The sequence below is a fragment of the Streptomyces sp. 6N223 genome (assembly GCF_052246635.1).
Classification (GTDB): Bacteria; Actinomycetota; Actinomycetes; order Streptomycetales; family Streptomycetaceae; genus Streptomyces.
In genome coordinates this window covers 82488-101083 of record NZ_JBQQCA010000023.1, presented here as the reverse complement: position 1 = coordinate 101083, position 18596 = coordinate 82488, and the positions used below count along the sequence as shown (strand labels likewise).

The 18596-nt window shown below is 73.0% G+C and carries 13 protein-coding genes; 5 read left to right on the top strand and 8 right to left on the bottom strand.

Annotation, left to right across the window (positions count from 1 at the left end):
* Positions 1-78: 78 nt before the first annotated feature.
* Together ACTWQH_RS16600 and ACTWQH_RS16595 are read right to left on the bottom strand one after the other, a co-directional pair.
* The gene (locus ACTWQH_RS16600) at positions 79-2052 is read right to left on the bottom strand and encodes an amylo-alpha-1,6-glucosidase (protein ID WP_443287330.1); all 1974 of its coding nucleotides are present in this window, start codon (positions 2050-2052) and stop codon (positions 79-81) included.
* Complete coding sequence (locus ACTWQH_RS16595; protein WP_443287338.1) at positions 2049-3467, bottom strand: MGH1-like glycoside hydrolase domain-containing protein; 1419 nt, start codon at positions 3465-3467, stop codon at positions 2049-2051. Before ACTWQH_RS16595 ends, ACTWQH_RS16600 begins: the two co-directional genes overlap by 4 nt.
* Before the next feature lie 234 nt (positions 3468-3701).
* Between ACTWQH_RS16595 and ACTWQH_RS16590 the strand changes: the two genes are divergently transcribed.
* The 5 genes from ACTWQH_RS16590 to ACTWQH_RS16570 all read left to right on the top strand — a co-directional run bounded on the left by ACTWQH_RS16590 (position 3702) and on the right by ACTWQH_RS16570 (position 10524).
* Positions 3702-4985, top strand: coding sequence for an ROK family transcriptional regulator (locus ACTWQH_RS16590; RefSeq protein ID WP_443287329.1), 1284 nt, complete (start codon positions 3702-3704; stop codon positions 4983-4985).
* 331 nt (positions 4986-5316) lie between these two features.
* Entirely contained in the window at positions 5317-7908 is a 2592-nt protein-coding gene (gene ppdK, locus ACTWQH_RS16585; protein WP_443287337.1) for a pyruvate, phosphate dikinase, read from the top strand.
* A gap of 119 nt (positions 7909-8027) precedes the next feature.
* Positions 8028-8513 (top strand): hypothetical protein, encoded by a 486-nt coding sequence (locus tag ACTWQH_RS16580; RefSeq protein ID WP_443287328.1) that lies wholly within the window; start codon positions 8028-8030, stop codon positions 8511-8513.
* A 48-nt stretch (positions 8514-8561) separates the two neighbouring features.
* Positions 8562-9137, top strand: coding sequence for a GNAT family N-acetyltransferase (locus ACTWQH_RS16575; RefSeq protein WP_443287327.1), 576 nt, complete (start codon positions 8562-8564; stop codon positions 9135-9137).
* Positions 9138-9483: 346 nt separating this feature from the next.
* The gene (locus ACTWQH_RS16570; RefSeq protein WP_443287326.1) at positions 9484-10524 is read left to right on the top strand and encodes a helix-turn-helix domain-containing protein; all 1041 of its coding nucleotides are present in this window, start codon (positions 9484-9486) and stop codon (positions 10522-10524) included.
* Here ACTWQH_RS16570 and ACTWQH_RS16565 read toward each other — a convergent pair.
* From ACTWQH_RS16565 to ACTWQH_RS16540, 6 genes are all read right to left on the bottom strand, one after another.
* Positions 10515-11435, bottom strand: a complete 921-nt coding sequence (locus ACTWQH_RS16565) for an oxidoreductase (RefSeq protein ID WP_443287325.1) — start codon at positions 11433-11435, stop codon at positions 10515-10517. The two genes, ACTWQH_RS16570 and ACTWQH_RS16565, sit on opposite strands and share 10 nt — an antisense overlap.
* Before the next feature lie 41 nt (positions 11436-11476).
* Positions 11477-13849, bottom strand: coding sequence for a beta-xylosidase/alpha-l-arabinosidase (locus ACTWQH_RS16560; RefSeq protein ID WP_443287324.1), 2373 nt, complete (start codon positions 13847-13849; stop codon positions 11477-11479).
* Positions 13850-13913: 64 nt separating this feature from the next.
* Positions 13914-14855 (bottom strand): carbohydrate ABC transporter permease, encoded by a 942-nt coding sequence (locus ACTWQH_RS16555; RefSeq protein ID WP_443287323.1) that lies wholly within the window; start codon positions 14853-14855, stop codon positions 13914-13916.
* Entirely contained in the window at positions 14852-15772 is a 921-nt protein-coding gene (locus tag ACTWQH_RS16550; protein WP_443287322.1) for a carbohydrate ABC transporter permease, read from the bottom strand. Before ACTWQH_RS16550 ends, ACTWQH_RS16555 begins: the two co-directional genes overlap by 4 nt.
* A gap of 2 nt (positions 15773-15774) precedes the next feature.
* On the bottom strand, positions 15775-17088 hold the full coding sequence (locus tag ACTWQH_RS16545) for an extracellular solute-binding protein (RefSeq protein ID WP_443287321.1): 1314 nt from the start codon (positions 17086-17088) through the stop codon (positions 15775-15777).
* A 180-nt stretch (positions 17089-17268) separates the two neighbouring features.
* Positions 17269-18561, bottom strand: a complete 1293-nt coding sequence (locus tag ACTWQH_RS16540; RefSeq protein ID WP_443287320.1) for an extracellular solute-binding protein — start codon at positions 18559-18561, stop codon at positions 17269-17271.
* Positions 18562-18596 lie beyond the last annotated feature (35 nt).

Sequence of the window (18596 nt, the reverse complement as noted above, 5' to 3'; positions counted from 1 at the left end):
GGGCGGGTGGGCGGGAGAAAAGCGCACGCGGACCGGGGGCCAGTGCGTGGGCCCCCGGGCCGCGTGGCTGGTCCGCCGTCAGCCGCAGTGCGGTGCCGCCGCCCCCGCCCGGAGGGCCGTCTGCAGCGCGAACGGCGCCGCCGCCGCCCACGCCTGCGGCGAGCATGCGTGGGGGTAGGGCACGGGCTCGGCGTGCTCCTCGCGCCCGTACCCGGCGATCACCTCCGGCAGGTGGAACTCCCCGCTCGCCGCCAGGTCCAGCAGCCCGCGGCAGACGGCGCGCGCCTGCTCGTGCAGCCCGTACCGCGCCAGCCCCAACGCCGCGATCGCGCTGTCGTGCGGCCAGACGCACCCCTGGTGGTAGGACAGCGGGTGGTACGCCTCCTGGCCCGCCGCCAGGGTGCGGATGCCCCAGCCGGAGAAGAACTCCGGCGCCAGCAGCCGCCGCCCGACCGCCTCGCCGTGCTCCTGGTCGAGGATGCCGGTCCACAGCAGGTGCCCGGCGTCCGAGGCCAGCGCGTCCACCCGCCGCCCCTCGCCGTCCAGCGCCAGTGCCGGGAAGTCCTGCCCGGGTCCGTCCAGCCAGAAGTCGGCCAGGAAGCGGTCCCGCAGCCGCTGCGCCTCCTCCTCCATGCGGTCGGCGTACGCCGCGTCGTCCCAGCAGCCGCGGGCCAGCCGCGCGGCCTGCCGCAGCGCCTCGTAGGCGTACCCCTGGGCGGCCGCCGCCGTGATGAGGCCCTTGGCGGGCGTGCCGTCGGCGAAGCAGATCGCGCCGGGGGAGTCCTTCCAGCTCTGGTTGGCCAGGCCGCCCTGGTCGGCGCGGTACCGCAGGTACCCGGAGTCGGCGAGCCCGCCGTGGGCGAACATCCACTCCACGGCCGCGCGGGCGTGCCGCTCCAGCCGGTGCGCCAGCTTCACCTCGCCCGTGGCGGCGGCGTGCGCGCCGAGCAGCGCGACGAAGAGCGGGGTCGAGTCGACCGAGCCGAAGTACCGCCCGTAGGGCACCTGGTCGAAGTACGCCAGCTCGCCGTGGCGCAGCTCGTGAACGATCTTGCCGGGCTGGGCGATCCGCGCCGGGTCCTCGGCGGTGGCCTGCGAGGCGGCCAGGGCCAGCAGCGTGGCGGTGGCCAGCTCGGGGCGGCTGGGCAGCGTGAAGAGGGAGGTGATCACCGCGTGCCGGGCCAGCAGCGTGAGGAACCAGGGAACGCCGGCGGCCGGGACGCGCAGCGCCTCGCCGTCGGGCCCGGTGGCCGCCACCCGCAGCGACGCCAGCTCGGCCAGGCCCTGCGCGCAGGCGTGGGACAGCTCCGGCCAGTGCCCGTCGTGCCCGTCGGCGGGCGAGACCGGGGCCACCCGCAGGAAGGGGTCGGGCCCGGCGTCGGCGCCGGCCTCGGGCGCGCCGTGCGGGTGGGCCTCGACGCGCAGCGTCACCTCGGCCGCGCCGTGCGGCTCCAGCTCCAGCACCCACACCAGGCGCCGCGCCCCGCTGCCGGTCTCCTCCACCGCATCGGGCGCGGGCGCGGCCGTCACCACGGTCCGCGAGTGCCACTCCCGCCGCCGGTACCCGAACTCGACGCCGTTGGGCAGCGCCGCCCGGGTGCGTACGGCGTGCGGCTTCTCGTACCAGCGGTGGTCGGAGCGCAGCTCGAACTGGTCGGCGAAGTCGGCGTCCACGGTGAGCGCCAGCAGCGTGCTGGTGGCCTCGCCCCGGTTGCTGCTGAGCCGGACCCGTTCTACCAGCCTGCCCTCGGAGACCGTCTGCTCGCGGAAGACGGTGTGCGCGGGGGCCTCGGCGCGGCTGCCGGGCGGGGTCAGCACGGAGAACGCGGTGGCGGGCGCGGCGGGCCCGACCGCGCATGAGCCGGCCGAGGCGGGCACGAGCACGGTGGGCGTGCCGCCGTCCACCGTGAGCTGCCAGCGGCTGAGATGCCGGGCGTCCCGGGCGAAAAGCCCGTACGGCTGGGCGCCGCGCTCGCCGGTGATGTCGCCGGAGGGGGCCACGGCGGCGAAGGTGCCGTCGCGGACGAGCAGGCAGTGGTGCGTCAGGTTCACCGCGTCTCCGTCTCCTCCATGCGCCCCATGCGCCCCACAAGCCCCACGCGCTCCTCGGTCTCCTCGGGCTCGTGGCTCCCCACGCCCGCCTCGTGGAGCCAGTCGAGGGCGAGCGCGGCGGTCCAGCTGAAGTCGCGGGAGCCGCGCGCCCGCCCGCTGAACGGGTCGACGTACTCGGCGAAGCCGGACTCCGCCGCCGCCCGGACCGCGCTCGCACGCAGGTCGTCGGCCCGCCGCCCCTCGCCGTGCCGCCGAAGTCCGTGCGTCAGCAGCCAGTTGACGTTGAACCACGCGGGGCCGCGCCAGTACCGGGCCGGGTCGAAGGCGCGGCCGGTCAGGTCGTAGCTGGGCACCAGCCGGGCGGGCCCGCCGAGGCCGAAGTGCGGTCCGCGCGCGGCCCGCAGCAGCGCGGCGGCGATCTCCTCCGGCAGGCCGGGCACGATCAGCGGCAGCAGCCCGGCCGCGCTGCGCTCGGCGATCGCCTCGCCGGTCAGCACGTCGTGGCTGAGGAAGAGGCCCTCGTCCTGGTGCCACAGCCGCTTGACGAGCGTGATGGTGCGCTCCTCGGCGCGGACCTGGTGGTCGGTGGGGTCGTCGCCGAGCGCGGCGGCGATCTCGGCCAGCGCGTGCTCGGCGGCGATGAGGAGGGCGTTGAACCCCGGGTCCTCCACGGCGAACGGGCGCGGGGTGTCCTCCTCGTCCACGTACCCGTGGGCGCGGTAGTGCTCGGCGAGCCGGACGTACCGCCCGTAGTCGAGGTCGGTCGGGCGGTCGGCGGGGCAGCCGTGGTCGAGGTCGGCGCGGCGGAAGCTGCTGGAGCTGGCCGGCTCCACCCGGGACAGCGGCCCGTCCCAGCACGGGCTGTTGTCCATGCCGGACTCCCAGGGGTGCACGATCGAGGCCAGCCCGCGCCCGCCGATGTCGCGGCGCTCGGTGAGGTACCGCTGCCAGGCGACCAGGCGCGGGTAGACGCGGCCGAGGAAACCCCGCCGCGCGGAGGCGGCGGGGTCGGCCTGGTGCACCAGCCAGGCGGCCAGCGCGTGGACCGGCGGCTGCACGATGCCGGAGGTCTCGACGCCGGCCGGGGCCCCGGCCTTGTCCCCGGAGGCGGAGGAACGCCAGAAGTCGGGGCTCGGGAAATACGCCGACTGGGGGACGGCGGGATTGAAGACGATGTGGGGGACGCGGCCGTCGCCCCACTGGGCGGCGAGGAGGGTCTCCAGCTCGCGCTGGGCGCGGTAGGGCGCGAGGTGACGCAGCCCGATGGCGATGAACCCGGAGTCCCAGCTCCACTGGTGCGGGTACAGCGCACGCGAGGGCACGGTGGAGGAGCCGGTCCAGTTGCGTCCGAGCACGCGGCGGGCGCTGTCGTATGCGCTGACGAAGAGGTGTGCGTTCGTTGAGTTGTATGCGATTGAGGAGAGAGGGGCGGGTTGGTCAGCGCGATCCACGTGCACTCCGAAGGAACCTTGGGGTCTCCGCAGCGTCACCGCTTCCTCACGGCGGCGCCGTCTTGTTTTGTCGAAGGTACCGCAGGGTTACGTCTACTTAACACGCAAAAGTAGCCCTGTAATATCAAGTTGACAAGCTAAAGGGGGTGTGAGGAACGCGACCCGACCGGTCGAGGGAGAGCGGGAAGGCAGGCGCCGATGACGCAGGCGATGACGCAGGCGAGCGCGGGCCACCTGCTGCGGCTGATCCGCAGCGGGCGGGCGACGACGCGGGGCGAGATCCAGCGGATCACCGGACTGTCCAGGTCCACGGTCGGGCACCGGCTCGACCAGCTCTTCCGGGCGGGGTGGGTGCGCGAGACGGCCGGCGGCCCGGTGGAGGCGCCCACCGGCGGGCGCCCGGCCGTGCGGCTGGAGTTCGACGCCGGCCACGCCGTGGTGCTGGCCGCCGACCTGGAGACCCGGCACGGCCGCGCCGCCGTGCTCGACCTCGCGGGATCGGTGCTGGCCGAGCACACCGGCTCGCTGCTCATCGACGAAGGCCCCGACCAGGCGCTGGACCGCATCGGCCAGTGGTTCGCCACGCTGCTGGAGAAGACGGGCGCCGACCCGGCCTCGGTCTGCGGCGTCGGCCTCGCGGTGCCCGGGCCGGTGGACTTCGCCTCCGGCCGGATCGTCGAGCCGCCGATGATGCCCGGCTGGGACGACTACCCGGTGCGCGAGCGGCTACGGCGCGCCCTCGCGCGGCACCTCGGCGCCTCGGAGGCGCTCGAAGCATCCGAGGGCGCACGGAAGCACGCAGGCGGCGCGAAACCGGCGCCCGGTCCCGCCCGCCTCACGGACCTCCCCGTCCTCGTCGAGAACGACGCCAACCTCATGGCGTTCGCCGAGCAGCGCGACGGCTACCCGGACTGTTCGGCGTTCCTGCTGGTCAAGGTCTCCACCGGCATCGGCGCCGGCGTCGTGGTCGACGGCGAGATGTACCGGGGCATAGACGGCGGCGCCGGTGACATAGGTCACATACGCCTGCTGGACCACCCCGACGCCCTCTGCCGCTGCGGCTCCTACGGCTGCCTGGCCGCCGTCGCCAGCGGCCGGGCCCTCGCCGAACGCCTCACCGCCTCCGGCATCCCCACCGCCTCCGGCTCCGGGGTGCGTGACCAGCTCTCGATCGGCCACCCCGAGGCCGTGCGCCTCGCGCGCGAGGCGGGCCGTCTCGTCGGCGAGGTGCTCGCCACCGTCGTCACCCTCCTGAACCCCGGCGTTCTGATGATCGCGGGCGACCTGGCCGGGCCGCCCTTCCTCACCGGCGTCCGCGAACTCCTCTACCAGCGGGCCATGCACCGCACCACCGCGTACCTGCAGGTGGTCACCTCCCGCCTCGGCGAGCGCGCGGGCCTGACCGGCGCCGCCGCCATGGTCGTCGAGCACCTCTACGCGCCGGAGCGCGCCGACGCCCGCCTCGCCGCCGCGGGGCTCTGACGGCCGAAGGCACGGGCCGGGCCGTCCCCCTGCCGCCCGGGCTGTGCCCGCACTCCGCCCTGCGGAGACTGCCCACACCCGAGGAGTCAAGCGGTGACTTTATGCCCGCCTATGCGGGCTTTGTTCGCGTGATGACCGCCACGTATGATGAAAGGGACGCTCAGATGAGCGGTTAGCGGGGTAGCCTCCCCGCGTCAGGGCAACCGTTCACGAGGAGTCGAGTCCCGTGCCGGAAACACAAATCCCAATCCACCCCGAACCCCCCACCCTCATCAGCCCGCCCACCCCCATCGCCAAGCTGGTCTACGCCTTCGACGAGGGCAACAAGGACATGAAGGACCTGCTCGGCGGCAAGGGCGCGAACCTCGCCGAGATGACACGCCTCGGCCTCCCCGTGCCACCGGGCTTCACCATCACCACGGAGGCCTGCCGCGCGTACCTGCGCTCCGGCACCGAACCCGGCGCCCTGCGCGGCGAGGTGAGTGCGCACCTCGCCGAGCTGGAGCGCCGGACCGGCAAGCGCCTGGGCATCGGCGCCGACCCGCTGCTGGTCTCCGTCCGCTCCGGCGCGAAGTTCTCCATGCCCGGGATGATGGACACCGTCCTCAACATCGGCCTCAACGACGCCTCCGTGCGCACCCTCGCCGCCCGCTCCGGCGACGATCGCTTCGCCTGGGACTCCTACCGGCGCCTCATCCAGATGTTCGGCAAGACCGTCCTCGGCATCGACGGTGAGCGGTTCGAGGAACGCCTCGAACTGGCCGTGCGCGCCACGGGCGTCGCCACCGACGCCGAGCTGAACGCCCGCCACGTGCGCGGCCTCGTCCGGCAGTTCAAGGACATCGTCCGCGACCACACCGGCCAGGACTTCCCCCAGGACCCGCGCCGGCAGCTGGACCTCGCCATCCGCGCCGTCTTCGACTCCTGGAACGGCGAACGCGCGCGCCGCTACCGCCGCCAGGAGCACATACCCGAGAACCTCGGCACCGCCGTCAACGTCGTCGCGATGGTCTTCGGCAACCTCGGCCCGGACTCCGGCACCGGCGTCGCGTTCACCCGCGACCCCGCCACCGGCCACCAGGGCGTCTACGGCGACTACCTCCCCGCCGCGCAGGGCGAGGACGTCGTCTCGGGCACGCGCAACACCGTCCCCCTCGCCGACCTGGCCCGCCTCGACCGCCGCTCCTACGACGAACTCCTGCGCATCATCGCCATCCTGGAGAACCACTACCGCGACCTGTGCGACATCGAGTTCACCATCGAGCGCGGCACGCTGTGGATGCTCCAGACCCGCGTCGGCAAGCGCACCCCCGCCGCGGCGTTCCGCATCGCCGTGCAGCTCCTCGACCAGGGGCTCATCGACGCCGACGAGGCGCTGCGCCGCGTCAGCGGCGCGCAGCTCACCCAGCTGATGTTCCCCCGCTTCGCCGTCGACGAGCGGGCGGAGCGCGTGGCCACCGGCATCCCCGCCTCCCCCGGGGCGGCCGTCGGCGTCGCCGTCTTCGACTCCGCCACCGCCGCCGCCCGCGCCCGGGCCGGCGAGCGGGTCATCCTCGTCCGCCGCGAGACCAACCCCGACGACCTCGACGGCATGATCGCCGCCGAGGGCATCCTCACCTCACGCGGCGGCAAGACCTCCCACGCGGCCGTCGTCGCGCGCGGCATGGGCAAGACCTGCGTCTGCGGCGCCGAGTCCCTGACCGTCGACCCGGCCAACGGCCACCTCACACTCCCCGACGGCACGGTCCTGGCGGAGGGCGAGGTGCTGTCCATCGACGGCACCACCGGCCACGTCCACCGGGGCGAACTCCCCGTCGTGCCCTCCGAGGTCATGGAGTACTTCGAGAGCGGGGAGGTGGGGGACGACGACCTGGTCCAGGCCGTCCACCGCCTCATCACCCACGCCGACGCCGTCCGCCGCCTCGGCGTACGCGCCAACGCCGACACCGCCGAGGACGCCGCCCGCGCCCGCCGCTTCGGCGCCGAGGGCATCGGGCTGACCCGCACCGAGCACATGTTCCTCGGCGAACGCCGCGAGCTCGTCGAACGCCTCATCCTCGCCGAGACCGACGCCGAACGCGACGCGGCGCTCGACGCCCTGCTGCCCCTGCAGACGGCGGACTTCCGCGAACTCTTCGCCGCCATGGACGGCCTCCCCCTGACGATCCGCCTCCTCGACCCGCCGCTGCACGAGTTCCTCCCCGACCTCACGGACCTCTCCGTCAAGGCCGCCCTCGGCGAGTCCGACGACGACCGCCTGCTGACCGCCGTCCGCCGCCTCCACGAGCAGAACCCCATGCTCGGCCTGCGCGGCGTACGCCTCGGCCTCGTCGTCCCCGGCCTGTTCACCATGCAGGTCCGCGCCATCGCCGAGGCCGCCGCCGCCCACCGCGCCGAGGGCGGCGACCCGCGCCCGGAGATCATGATCCCGCTGGTCGGCACCGTCCGCGAGCTGGAACTCGTCCGCGCCGACGCCGACCGCGTCGTCGCCGAGGCCGGCGCCCCGCCGATCCCCGTCGGCACCATGATCGAGCTCCCCCGCGCCGCCCTGACCGCGGGGGAGATCGCCCGGGCCGCCGACTTCTTCTCCTTCGGCACCAACGACCTCACCCAGACGGTGTGGGGCTTCTCCCGCGACGACGTCGAGGCCAGCTTCTTCGCCGCCTACCTGGAGAAGGGCATCTTCCCCGCCTCCCCCTTCGAAACGATCGACACCGAGGGCGTCGGAACCCTGATCAACACCGCCGTCACGGCGGGCCGTTCCACCCGCCCCGACCTCAAACTCGGCATCTGCGGCGAACACGGCGGCGACCCGACGTCCGTCCACTTCTTCCACAACGCCGGCCTGGACTACGTCTCCTGCTCCCCCTTCCGCATCCCCATCGCCCGCCTGGAGGCCGGCCGAGCGGCGGCGACGCCGTAACGCCACAGACCAGCCGGGGCCCGCGCCGCTTCCTCTCCCCACCCTCACCGGCGTAGGGGCCCCGGCTCCCCCCGGGGGCGGCGCCTGTGCGGAGGCGCCGCCCCCTACGCTTGCGCCCCATGGACTGGACGACGCCCGTAAGCACGCTGATCGGCGCACTGGTCGGGGTCGGATCAACGCTGCTGGGCGAGACCGTTCGCTCCAGACGCGATCGGGGGCACCAGCTGTACCAGCTCAGGCGTGAGCTGTACGCCCGCTACCTCGAAGCTCTCACCAGCACCGACAGCGAGCTGCAGCTGCTCGCCGTGCGTCAGCGGACCCCCGTGGACGAGGCCGACCTCCGGGCCGCCTGGCGCAGTCACTCCCTTCTCGCCCTGAAGTACGAGATCGAGCTCGTCGCTCCGCCGCCGGTCGCGGCCGCCTCCGACACGGCGTACCGCGCGCTGCGGGCGATGCGGAACGTCATGGGCACGACCGAGGTCACCGTGGCGGCCAGCCACCGCGGCTCCGCCGAGTGGGAAGAGGTCCACCGTCCCTACAGCGACGCGATGGCCGCCCTGCGCTCGGCCATGCGCGCCGACGTGGGGAGCGGCCAAGGCCGTTGACCGAAAATCCGTGGACGCGGCGCCCGGGCCCTGCCTAGCGTCTCGCGCATGACGTCGCTGCGACTGCGTGAGGCCGGGCCCGAGGACGCGGAGGGGGTGGCGGGGCTGCACGCCGCGAGCTGGCGCCGGCACTACCGGGGGGCGTACGCGGATTCGTTCCTCGACGGGGATCTCGTCGCCGAACGGCGGGCCGTGTGGTCGGCGCGGCTCGCCGCACCGGAGGGGACGGCGACGGTCGTCGCCGAGGAGGACGGCGGGAACGGGGAGATGCTGGGGTTCGCGCACGTCGCCTTCGACCGGGACGAGCGGTGGGGGAGCCTGGTCGACAACCTGCACGTGGCGTACGGGCGTCAGCGCGGCGGGATCGGGACCGCGCTCCTCGCGCGGGCCGGGGAGGCCGTCGTCGAGCGGGCGGCGGGGCAGGCCGTCTACCTGTGGGTACTGGAGCAGAACGCCGCGGCCCAGCGTTTCTACAAGGCGCTGGGCGGCGACCAGGTCGAGCGGGCGCCGGTGACCGGCGGCGGCGATCCGTCCAGGCTCAACGGGTCCCCGGCCAAGCTCCGCATCGCCTGGCCCGACGCCCGCCAACTCGCCAACTCGCCAGGCGGTAGGCCCAGGCGGTAGGCCCGGGGCGCGAAGCGCGGGGCCGGCACCGGGTCGGGGGCCGTGCCGGGGAGGTAGAGGGGTCCCGCGTCACAACCGTCCCCGGTTGGCGTTGGTCAACAGCGTGCGCCTGGACGCCCCACTGATCCCCCCGTCCCGACCGGTGCCGGACAGGTCCCAACAGTGCAGGACAACCGGGATGCGGGGCCAACCATTTCGGCGTACGCCAAAACACCGCCGTCAGGCGGGCAGCGGCGCGGGGAGCGTGAGCGGTCGTTGACGCCGATCGGCCGGTGAAACATTTCGGCGTAGGCTGAACCATTCCGCGTGTCGCGTTCGTCGGAGAGAGGGAGGCAAGGAGGAGCGAGTGCTGCGCATCCATATCTCGGGGGAGGATCTGGCCCGGATCCGCATCGCGGAGCGGCCCGATCCGATGTGGGAAACCGTGCTCAGCGCCCACCGGTTCCGGGACCGGCGAGGGCCGCACGTCTTCGGCGAGTGGCGCGAGAGGGCCAGGCGGCGGCTCGGAGCCTTGCCCACGACACTGCGTGCGCTGGTACCGACGCGGGGATACTTCCCCGACTTCCTCACGCCGATCGAGGGCTCCGACGGGCTGGAGGCGGGCGTCGACGCGCTGCGCTCCACGTCCCGCGGGCGGCTGACGGCCGAGCTCTCGCTCGTCGAGGCCGGGCAGCGGCGGGCGTTGCCGGGCTGGGCGCGGGCCCTGGCGGCCGGGGAGCGGGAGATGGTCGAGCGGCTCGCCGCCGACCTGCTGCGCTACCACCGGGAGGCGGTGGCCGACGCCGCCGTCTGGCCGAGGGTGCAGGCCGAGGTGGACGCCGACCGGGCGGTGCGGGTGCGGAATCTGCTGTCCGGCGGCGCCGAGGGGCTGCTGCGCGGGCTGCGCCCGGTGCTGCGGTGGAACCCTCCGGTGCTGGAGGCGGACTACCCGGTCGAGCGCGACGTGTGGCCGGGCGGGCGCGGACTGCTGCTGATTCCTTCCTTCTTCTGCTGGCGCAACCCCGTGGCGTACGCCGACCCCTCGCTGCCGCCCGTGCTCGTCTACCCGGTCGAGCACGCCCACCGGCCCGCCTGCGAGGACCACGCCGCGCTGGGGCGGCTGCTGGGCAGCACCCGCGCCCGGGTGCTGCGCTGCATCGAGCAGGGCACGACCACGGGCGAACTGGCCCGCCGCGCCCGGGTCTCGCCCGCCTCGGCGAGCCAGCACGCCAGCGTGCTGCGGGACGCGGGTCTTGTGATGTCGGTGCGGCGCGGGAACGAGGTGGTGCACACGCTCACGCCGCTGGGCTCCGGCCTGCTGCCACGCATGCCGCACGTCATCGCGCCCACGCCCGAGATCGCGAGGCCCCCGGAGATGACGGCGGGGTGCGTCACGCGTCAGGGGTAGCGCACGCCGGTGAGGTCCTCCGAGGCGCGCCAGAGGCGTTCGGAGATGCGGTCGTCGCGCGTCCACGGGGCGCGCCAGGAGCCGCCGGGGCCGCCGCGCAGGCGGCGGGCGCCGAGCACGCTGGGGCCGGTGAAGGAGTCGGGGCGAACGCCGGGTGCGGTGGCGGCGTAGAGGGAGGGCGTGGCGCCGGCCTCGGGCGGGGCGGCGGCCAGGCGGTTGGCCAGCCGGGCCAGGTGCTCACGGACGCGGCTGCCCGTGAGGCGGGGGCCCCTGGCCTGCAGCTCGGTGGCGGCGTAGCCGGGGTGGACGGCGGCGGCCAGCAGGTCGTGGTGGCGCTGGGCGGCGCGGCGGGCCAGCTCGTGGGTGAAGAGGAGGTTGGCGGTCTTGGAGCGGCCGTAGGCGAGCCAGGGCCGGTAGCGGCGTTCGCAGTTGAGGTCGTGGATGTCGATGTTGCCCAGGGTGTGCAGCAGGCTGGAGACGGTGACCACCCGGGCGCCGGGGGTGGCCAGCAGCCGGTCGTAGAGCAGGCCGGTGAGGGCGAAGTGGCCGAGGTGGTTGACGCCGAACTGCATCTCGAAGCCGTCGGCCGTGCGCGCCTTGGGCACGGCCATCAGCCCGGCGTTGTTGACCAGCACGTCGAGCCGCCGGCGGCCGTAGTCGGCGGCGAAGGCGCGCACGGAGGCCAGGTCCGCGAGGTCCAGCAGCCGCAGCTCGGCGCGGGCCTCCGGGACCTGGCCCAGCAGGCGGTCCATCGCCGCCTGCCCGCGCCGCTGGCTGCGGCAGCCCAGCACCACGTGGGCGCCGCAGCGGGCCAGCTCGCGGGCCGTGACATAGCCGAGGCCGCTGCTGGCGCCCGTCACCACGACGATACGACCCTTGAGGTCGGGAATGTCACGAACCGTCCAGCTCATGTCTCCCAGCGTAGAACCGGCCGCAGGGCGCCCGCACGGCCCTACGGGCGGACCACCTCCGTCCGGCAGCGCAGCGCGCGGTCGTGGCCGACGACGCGCTCCGCGCCGGTCAGGGTCAGCGGCAGCGCGTGGCGGATGTCGCCGCTGGAGGCGGCGAGCCGCAGCTCCAGGTCGCCGGGCTCCACGATCCGCCGCCCGGGGGCGAGGGTGTACGCCGCGAGCTCGGCGTGGAAGGCGAACCGCACCTGCGCGGAGGCCCCCGGTTCCAGTTCGACCCGTGCGTAGCCGATCAGCCGGTTGACGGGGCGGGCGGTCCGCGCGACCGGGTCGTGGAGGTAGAGCTGCACCACCTCGGTGCCCGCCCGCGCGCCGGTGTTGGTGACGGTCAGCCGCAGGGTGGTGGCGCCGTCGGTCGGCACGCTCTCGGCGTCGGCCGACGCGTCCTCCCAGGCGAAGCTGGTGTAGGACAGGCCGTGGCCGAAGGGGTACAGCGGGGAGGGGTCGATGTTGCTGGCGCCGTCGTCCAGTCCCAGCGGCGGCGCGAGGTAGGTGTACGGCTGCGCGCCCGTGTGACGCGGGACTCCGATCGGCAGCCGTCCCGAGGGGTTGACGCGCCCGGACAGCACGCCCGCGACGGCGCCGCCGCCCTCCTCGCCGGGGAAGAACGCCTGGACCGCGGCGGCCAGCCGGCCCTCCCAGCGGCCCAGGGCGTAGGGCCGCCCGGTCAGCAGCACGAGCACCACCGGCAGGCCGGTGGCCAGCGCCGCGTCGACCAGGTCGCCCTGTCCGTCGGGGAGTTCGAGGTCGAGGGCGTCGCAGCCCTCGCCGGAGGTGCCGCGCCCGAAGAGGCCGGAGCGGTCGGCGGCGACCACGACAACGACGTCGGCGCCGTCGGCGGCCTGCCGCGGCAGTTCGTCCTTGTCCTTGACGTGCGTGATGCCGGCGGCGGGCAGTTCGGCGCGCAGCGAGGACAGCAGGGTGGGTATCCCGACGCCGAGGGGCAGCTCGGGGTGGCTGATGCCGACGTGGCGGGGGAAGGTGTAGCAGCCGAGCATGGCGGCCGGGTCGTCGGCGAGCGGGCCGACGACGGCGATGCGGGCCGTGGGGGGCAGGGGGAGCGCGGGACCGGAGCCGGAGCCGGAGCCGGAGCCGTCGCCGTCCTCGGCCGTGCCGTTGGCGAGGAGCACCACGGACTCCTCGGCCAGCAGCCGGGCCACCTCCCGCATCGGCGCCGGGTCCAGCTCGACCGTCGCGCCGTCCGCCAGCGCCGAGGGGGCGGGCGACCAGTCGGCGTCCAGCAGCCCCAGCTCGGCCTTCTGCGTGAGCACCCGCAGCACGGCCCGGTCCACCCGCTCCTCGGGAACCTCGCCGGACTGCACGGCCTTCAGCAGCGGCGTTCCGAAGCAGCGCTGGGCGGGCAGCTCCACGTCCAGGCCGGCGGCCAGCGCCAGCCCGGCGGCCTCGCCCGGGGAGCCGGCGGCGTTGTGGTTGAGCTCCAGGAAGGAGACGGCGTAGTAGTCGGAGACGACGGTGCCGGTGAAGCCCCACTCGTCGCGCAGCAGCGTGGTCAGCAGCCACTCGTCGGCGCTCGCGGGCATGCCGTCGATGTCGTGGTAGGCGCTCATCACCGAGCGGGCGCCGCCGTCGCGCAGCGCCATCTCGAACGGCGTCAGCATCACGTCGGCCAGCTCGCGCGGCCCGATGGAGACCGGGCCGTGGTTGCGGGCGGCGCGCGAAGCGCTGTGCCCGGCGAAGTGCTTGAGGGTGGCGACGAGCCCGGCGGCCTCCAGGCCGCGCACGTAGCCGGTGCCGATGGTGGCGACCAGGTACGGGTCCTCGCCGATGGTCTCCTCGGTACGCCCCCAGCGCGGGTCGCGCGCCACGTCCAGCACGGGCGCCAGGCCCTGGTGGATGCCGACGGAGCGCATGGAGGCACCGATGAGGCGGGCGGCGTGCTCGACCAGCTCGGGGTCGAAGGCGGCGCCCCAGGCGAGGGGGGTGGGGAAGATCGTGGCCTGCCAGGCGGTGAAGCCGGTCAGGCACTCCTCGTGGACCAGCGCCGGGATGCCGAACCGGTTCGCCGACGCGATGCGGCGCTGGTCCTCGGCGAGGACGCGCGCCTTCTCGGTGGGATCGACCGGGGCGGTGCCGAAGGGGCGGGTGAGCTGACCCAGGCCGGCGCGCAGCAGCGCGTCCTCGTCCGGCGGCATGTCGTTCAGGAAGCTCTGCATGGGGGCTACGTCGTCGGCGGTGCCGGCGTCCTGGCTGTCGTCCTGCTGCAGGTGCTCGCCGGATGTGGATCCAGGCCAGATGCTGACGAGCTGGGCCAGCTTCTCTTCCAGGGTCATCTGGGACAGCAGTTCCGCGGCGCGGGTGGCGGCCGGAGTGGCGGGGTCCTGCCAGGGGTGGTGCATGAGGCTCCTTGTCTCAGCGGGTCAGCGGGTCAGCGGGTCGGCGGATCAGCGGGTCGGCGGGCGTTCACTTTCCGCCGACGCCCATCAGGCCGTTGATCAGCTGGCGGCGGGCGAGGAGATAGGCGGTGAAGATCGGCACGATCGAGAGCACCACGGCGGCGAGCAGGGCCGGGATGTCCGTGCGGTACTCGCTGACGTAGTCGTACAGGCCGAGGGTGAGCACCTTCGTCTCCTGGGACTGGGTGAGGATCAGCGGGAAGAGGAAGCCGTTCCAGCCGTGCAGGGCGGCGAACACCCCCACGGTCGAGATGCCGGCCCGGGACATGGGCACGACCAGCTGGAGCAGCATCCGGGTCGGGCTCGCGCCGTCGAGAGCCATGGACTCGTACAGCTCCTCGTCGATGTCACGCATGGTGCCGACGAGGACCAGCACGCTGACAGGGAGGGAGAACGCGGCGGTCGGGAGGATGACCGCCAGCAGGGTGTCGTACATCTGGATCTCGGTGATGATCCAGTAGACGGGGATGATCGTCGCCTGAGCGGGGATGGCCAGGCCCAGCAGGAAGAGCTGGAAGAACCGCTGGGAGAGCCGGGACCGGGTCCGGACGACGCTGTAGGCCACGGTGACCGACAGCACGATCGCGATGGCCGAGCAGGAGGCCGTGACGATCACCGTGTTGAGCAGGTAGCGGAGGAAGTTGCCCTCCAGAACGGTCTGGTAGCTGTCGAACGAGATCTCGCTGGGCAGCGCCAGCGGGCCGTTCTCCAGGTAGTCGGCTCGGTCCTGGAAGGTGGAGATCAGCAGCGAGTACAGCGGCACCAGCACGATGACCAGCCAGATCGTCGCGGCGATGCCTGCGGGCCAGTTGGCGCGCCGCAGCCGGCGCAGGCGGCGGGTGGCCGCGCCGGCCGGGGCTCCGCCGCCGGGCCGCGCGGGGGCGCCCGGGGCGGTGGCGGCGCCGGCGGGCCCGCCATCCTTGCGGACGGTCTGTCGAAGCTGGCTCACATTCCCTCCCGGGTGCTGCGCATCCTGGTGAAGCCGGTCAGCCGGACCAGCAGCAGGGAGACGGCGGTGGCGGCGATGACCAGGGCGCAGGCGACCGTGCTGGCGTAGCCGAAGTCGGCGGCGCCGAAGCCCTCGTCGTACATGAGGAAGGGCACGATCGTGGTGGCGTCGCCCGGGCCGCCGTCGGTGAGGACGAGGACCGTGTCGAAGTACGTCAGCGCGCCGACCACCATGATCACCGTGGAGGTGACGATGGTGTTGCGGAGCTGGGGGAGGGTGATGACGAAGAACTGCCGGACCGTGCTGGCGCCGTCGATGGAGGCGGCGTCGTAGAGCGACTGCGGGATCTGCCGGGCGCCGCCCTGGTAGATGAGGGTGTGGAACGGCATGAACTGCCAGCCGGTGACGAAGAGCACGGCCACGAGGGCGCCGCGCTCGTCGCCGAGGAGGTCGGTGCCCTCGACGCCGAACCAGCCGATGAAGGTCTCGTACCACCCGTAGCGGGCGAACCCGAAGTTGGGGTCGAACAGGGTGCTCCACAGCAGGGCCAGCGCGACGGAGGAGGCCAGTAGCGGGAGGAAGAAGATCGAGGACAGGACGGCCCGGTTGCGCTGGTGGCCGGCCGCCCACACGCCCAGCAGCAGGGCGACGGGGGTCTGGAACAGCCAGGTGAAGACGGTCAGCAGCATGCTGAGCCAGATGGCGTTGCGCATGCCGTCGTCCTCGATCAGCCGGGACCAGTTGTCCATGCCGACCCACGTGGGTGAGGCGATGCCGTCCCAGTCGGTGAACGACAGGTAGGCGACGACGACCATGGGCGCGGCGGCGAAGCACAGGAAGAACAGCACGCCGGGGATCGCCCAGGCGATGCCTGGGCGACCGGCGCGCGGGGGCGCGGAGGTGATGTCTGTCTTCACGGCTAGAGGGTCTGCATTTCGTCGACGAATTCCTGCGGGCTCAGCTGACCTCCGAACAACTCCTGGATGGCGTTGAGCATCGGGGTGGACTGCCGGGCGGGCAGGGCCTGGTCCCAGGAGAGCTGGAAGCTGGTGGCGTTCGTGATCAGGTCGTACTGCCAGTTCGCGAAGTCGGGGTTGGGGTGGCTGGCCAGCAGGTCCCCGGCGTTGACGGTGGCGGGGATGTCGCCGTTGTCGATCAGCGCCTGGGCGTAGTCCTCGCTCGCCATCAGCTTCAGGAACTCCACGGCGGCGTCCAGCCGGTCGTCCTTCACGGTGGAGTTGACGGACCAGTAGTTGGTCGGGTTGCCGACGACGCCGTTGGGGTCGCCCTCGCCGCCGTCGATCACGGGGAAGGAGGTGTAGGCGAGGTCGCTCTCGGCGAACTCGGGCTGGTTGGCGAGCTGGTTGGAGTACTCCCAGCTGCCCATCAGGTGCATCGCGGCGTCGCCCTGGGCGAAGAGGGTGGAGGCGGCGTCGTTGCCGTACTGGACGGAGCGGAAGCTGTCGCCGAACGCCCCGGCGTCCACCAGCTCCCTGACGTTCTCGGCCGTCTGGAGCATTCCGGGGTCGCCCCAGGCGCTCATGTCGCCGCCCTGGATGTTCTGGAAGACCTCCGGGCCGGCCTGCCGGTCCAGCAGGTATTCCAGCCACATCAGTTCGGTCCACGCGTCGGCCCCGGCCAGGGCGAAGGGGGTGATGCCCTCCTGCTGGAAGGCGTCCACCAGGTCGAGCAGGTCGTCCAGCGACTGCGGAGGCTCGGCGCCGATCTCGTCGAAGAGCGTCTGGTTGTAGTAGAGGATCACGGGCTGGACGCCCCGCATCGGGATGCCGTAGTAGCGGTCGTCGATCGCACCGGCGTCGAGGATCGTCTGCACGAAGCCGTCCCGCAGCTCGGGCTCCCGCTCGATGATGGGGGTGAGGTCCACCAGCATGTCCTGGTCGACGTACGGACTGATGCTGCCGCCGCCCCAGTTGAAGAACATGTCGGGCGCGTTGTCGCCGCCCATGGCGGTTCTCAGGCGGTCCGAGTAGTTGTCGTTGGCGACCTCGGTGATGTTGATGTCGATGTCGGATTCCTCGTTGAACCGCTCGACGAACTCCTGCTGCACGGCGGTGGCGGGGTCCTGGAGGGTCCAGACCTCGAGGGTGTCGCCTCCTCCGCCCGGGCCGGAACTGCCGCACGCCGCCAGTGCCGTGGCCGCGAGCGCCGTTACCCCGGCTGCGGCGAGGGTACGTATGTGCCAGGGCTTGCCCCGGCGAAGAGCAGTAGGCATCGTCCACACCTTCCGGAAACTCACCGAAAATTATCGGACCAGGTGCGGAAGAAAGTTACGGGGGTGTGCCCGGCGCGTCAACGGTGCGGGACATATCAAGATGGTCAAGAAACGCCCTGGGGCCGTCCGTCGGGACGGCCCCAGGGCGTGCGGGTGCGCTGCGGGGTGCGCTCGGGTGGCCTATTCGTTGCGCAGCATCTCGTCGATGAACTCGTCGGGGCCGAGCTGCCCGCCGAACAGCTTCTCGATCGCGTTGATCATGGTTTCGGACTCGGACGCCGGCACCGCCTGGTCCCAGGAGAGCTGGAAGCTGGGCGCCTGCGTCACCATGTCGTACTGGAAGTGGGCGTACTCCGGCTCCCTGTGGCTGTCCAGCAGCTGCTCGGCGTTGTTCGTCGCCGGCACGTCGCCGTTGTCGATCAGCGCCTGCGCGTAGTCCGGCGTGGCGCACAGCTTCAGGAACTCGACCGCCGCCGCCAGGCGGTCCTCCTCGCCCTCCTCGCCCAGACGGGCGTTGAGAGACCAGTAGTTGGAGGTGTTGCCGACCACCCCCCGCGGGTCGCCCTCGCCCTCCTCGATCACCGGGAAGGTGGTGTAGGCGAGGTCGTTCTCGGCGAACTTGGGCTGGTTGACGAGCTGGTTGGGATACTCCCAGCTGCCCATCAGGTGCATGGCCGCGCCGCCCTCGGCGAAGAACGTCGAGACGGCGTCGTCGGCGTAGGTGACCGAGCCGAAGTCGTCGCCGAAGGCGCCGGCGTCCACGAGATCGGCGGCGGCCTCCGCCGCCCACCGCATCGCCGGGTCGCCCCACGCCTCGGTCTCGCCGTCCTGGATGCGCCGGAAGACGTCCGGGCCGCCGTACCGGTCCAGGAGGTATTCCAGCCACATCAGCTCGGTCCAGGGGTCGCCGCCGCCCAGCGCCACCGGCGTGATGTCCTCCGCCAGGAAGGTGTCGATCAGCTCCAGGAGATCGTCGAAGGTCTCCGGCGGCTCGGCGCCCACCTCGTCGAAGAGGGTCCGGTTGTAGAAGAGGATCACCGGTTGCACCCCGCGCATCGGGATGCCGTAATAGTGCCCCTCGATCATCGCCCCGTCCAGGATGTTGGGGACGAAGGAGTTCTTGAACGCCAGGTCGCCCTCGAGCGTGTCCGTGAGATCGAGCAACGTGCCATCGGCGACGAAGTCGCCGATGCTGCCGGCGCCCCAGTTGTAGAGGAGGTCGGGCGAACTGGACCCGTTCATGACCTCGCGCATGCGGTCCGAATACGTCGCGGCCGGCACCTGGACCAGTTTGATGTCGATCTCGGAGGTCTCGTTGAACCGCTCGACGAACTCCGCCTGCACCGCCGCCGAGTTGTCCTCGGGGATCCACACCTTCAGCCGCTCGCCGCCGCCGCTGGACTCCGAGCTGCCGCAGGCCGCCAGGCTCGCCGCGGTGATCGCGCAGACCGCCGCCCCCGTCGCCGCGCGCATCCCCCGGGACGCTCGGCGTGACAATCGTTGCATCA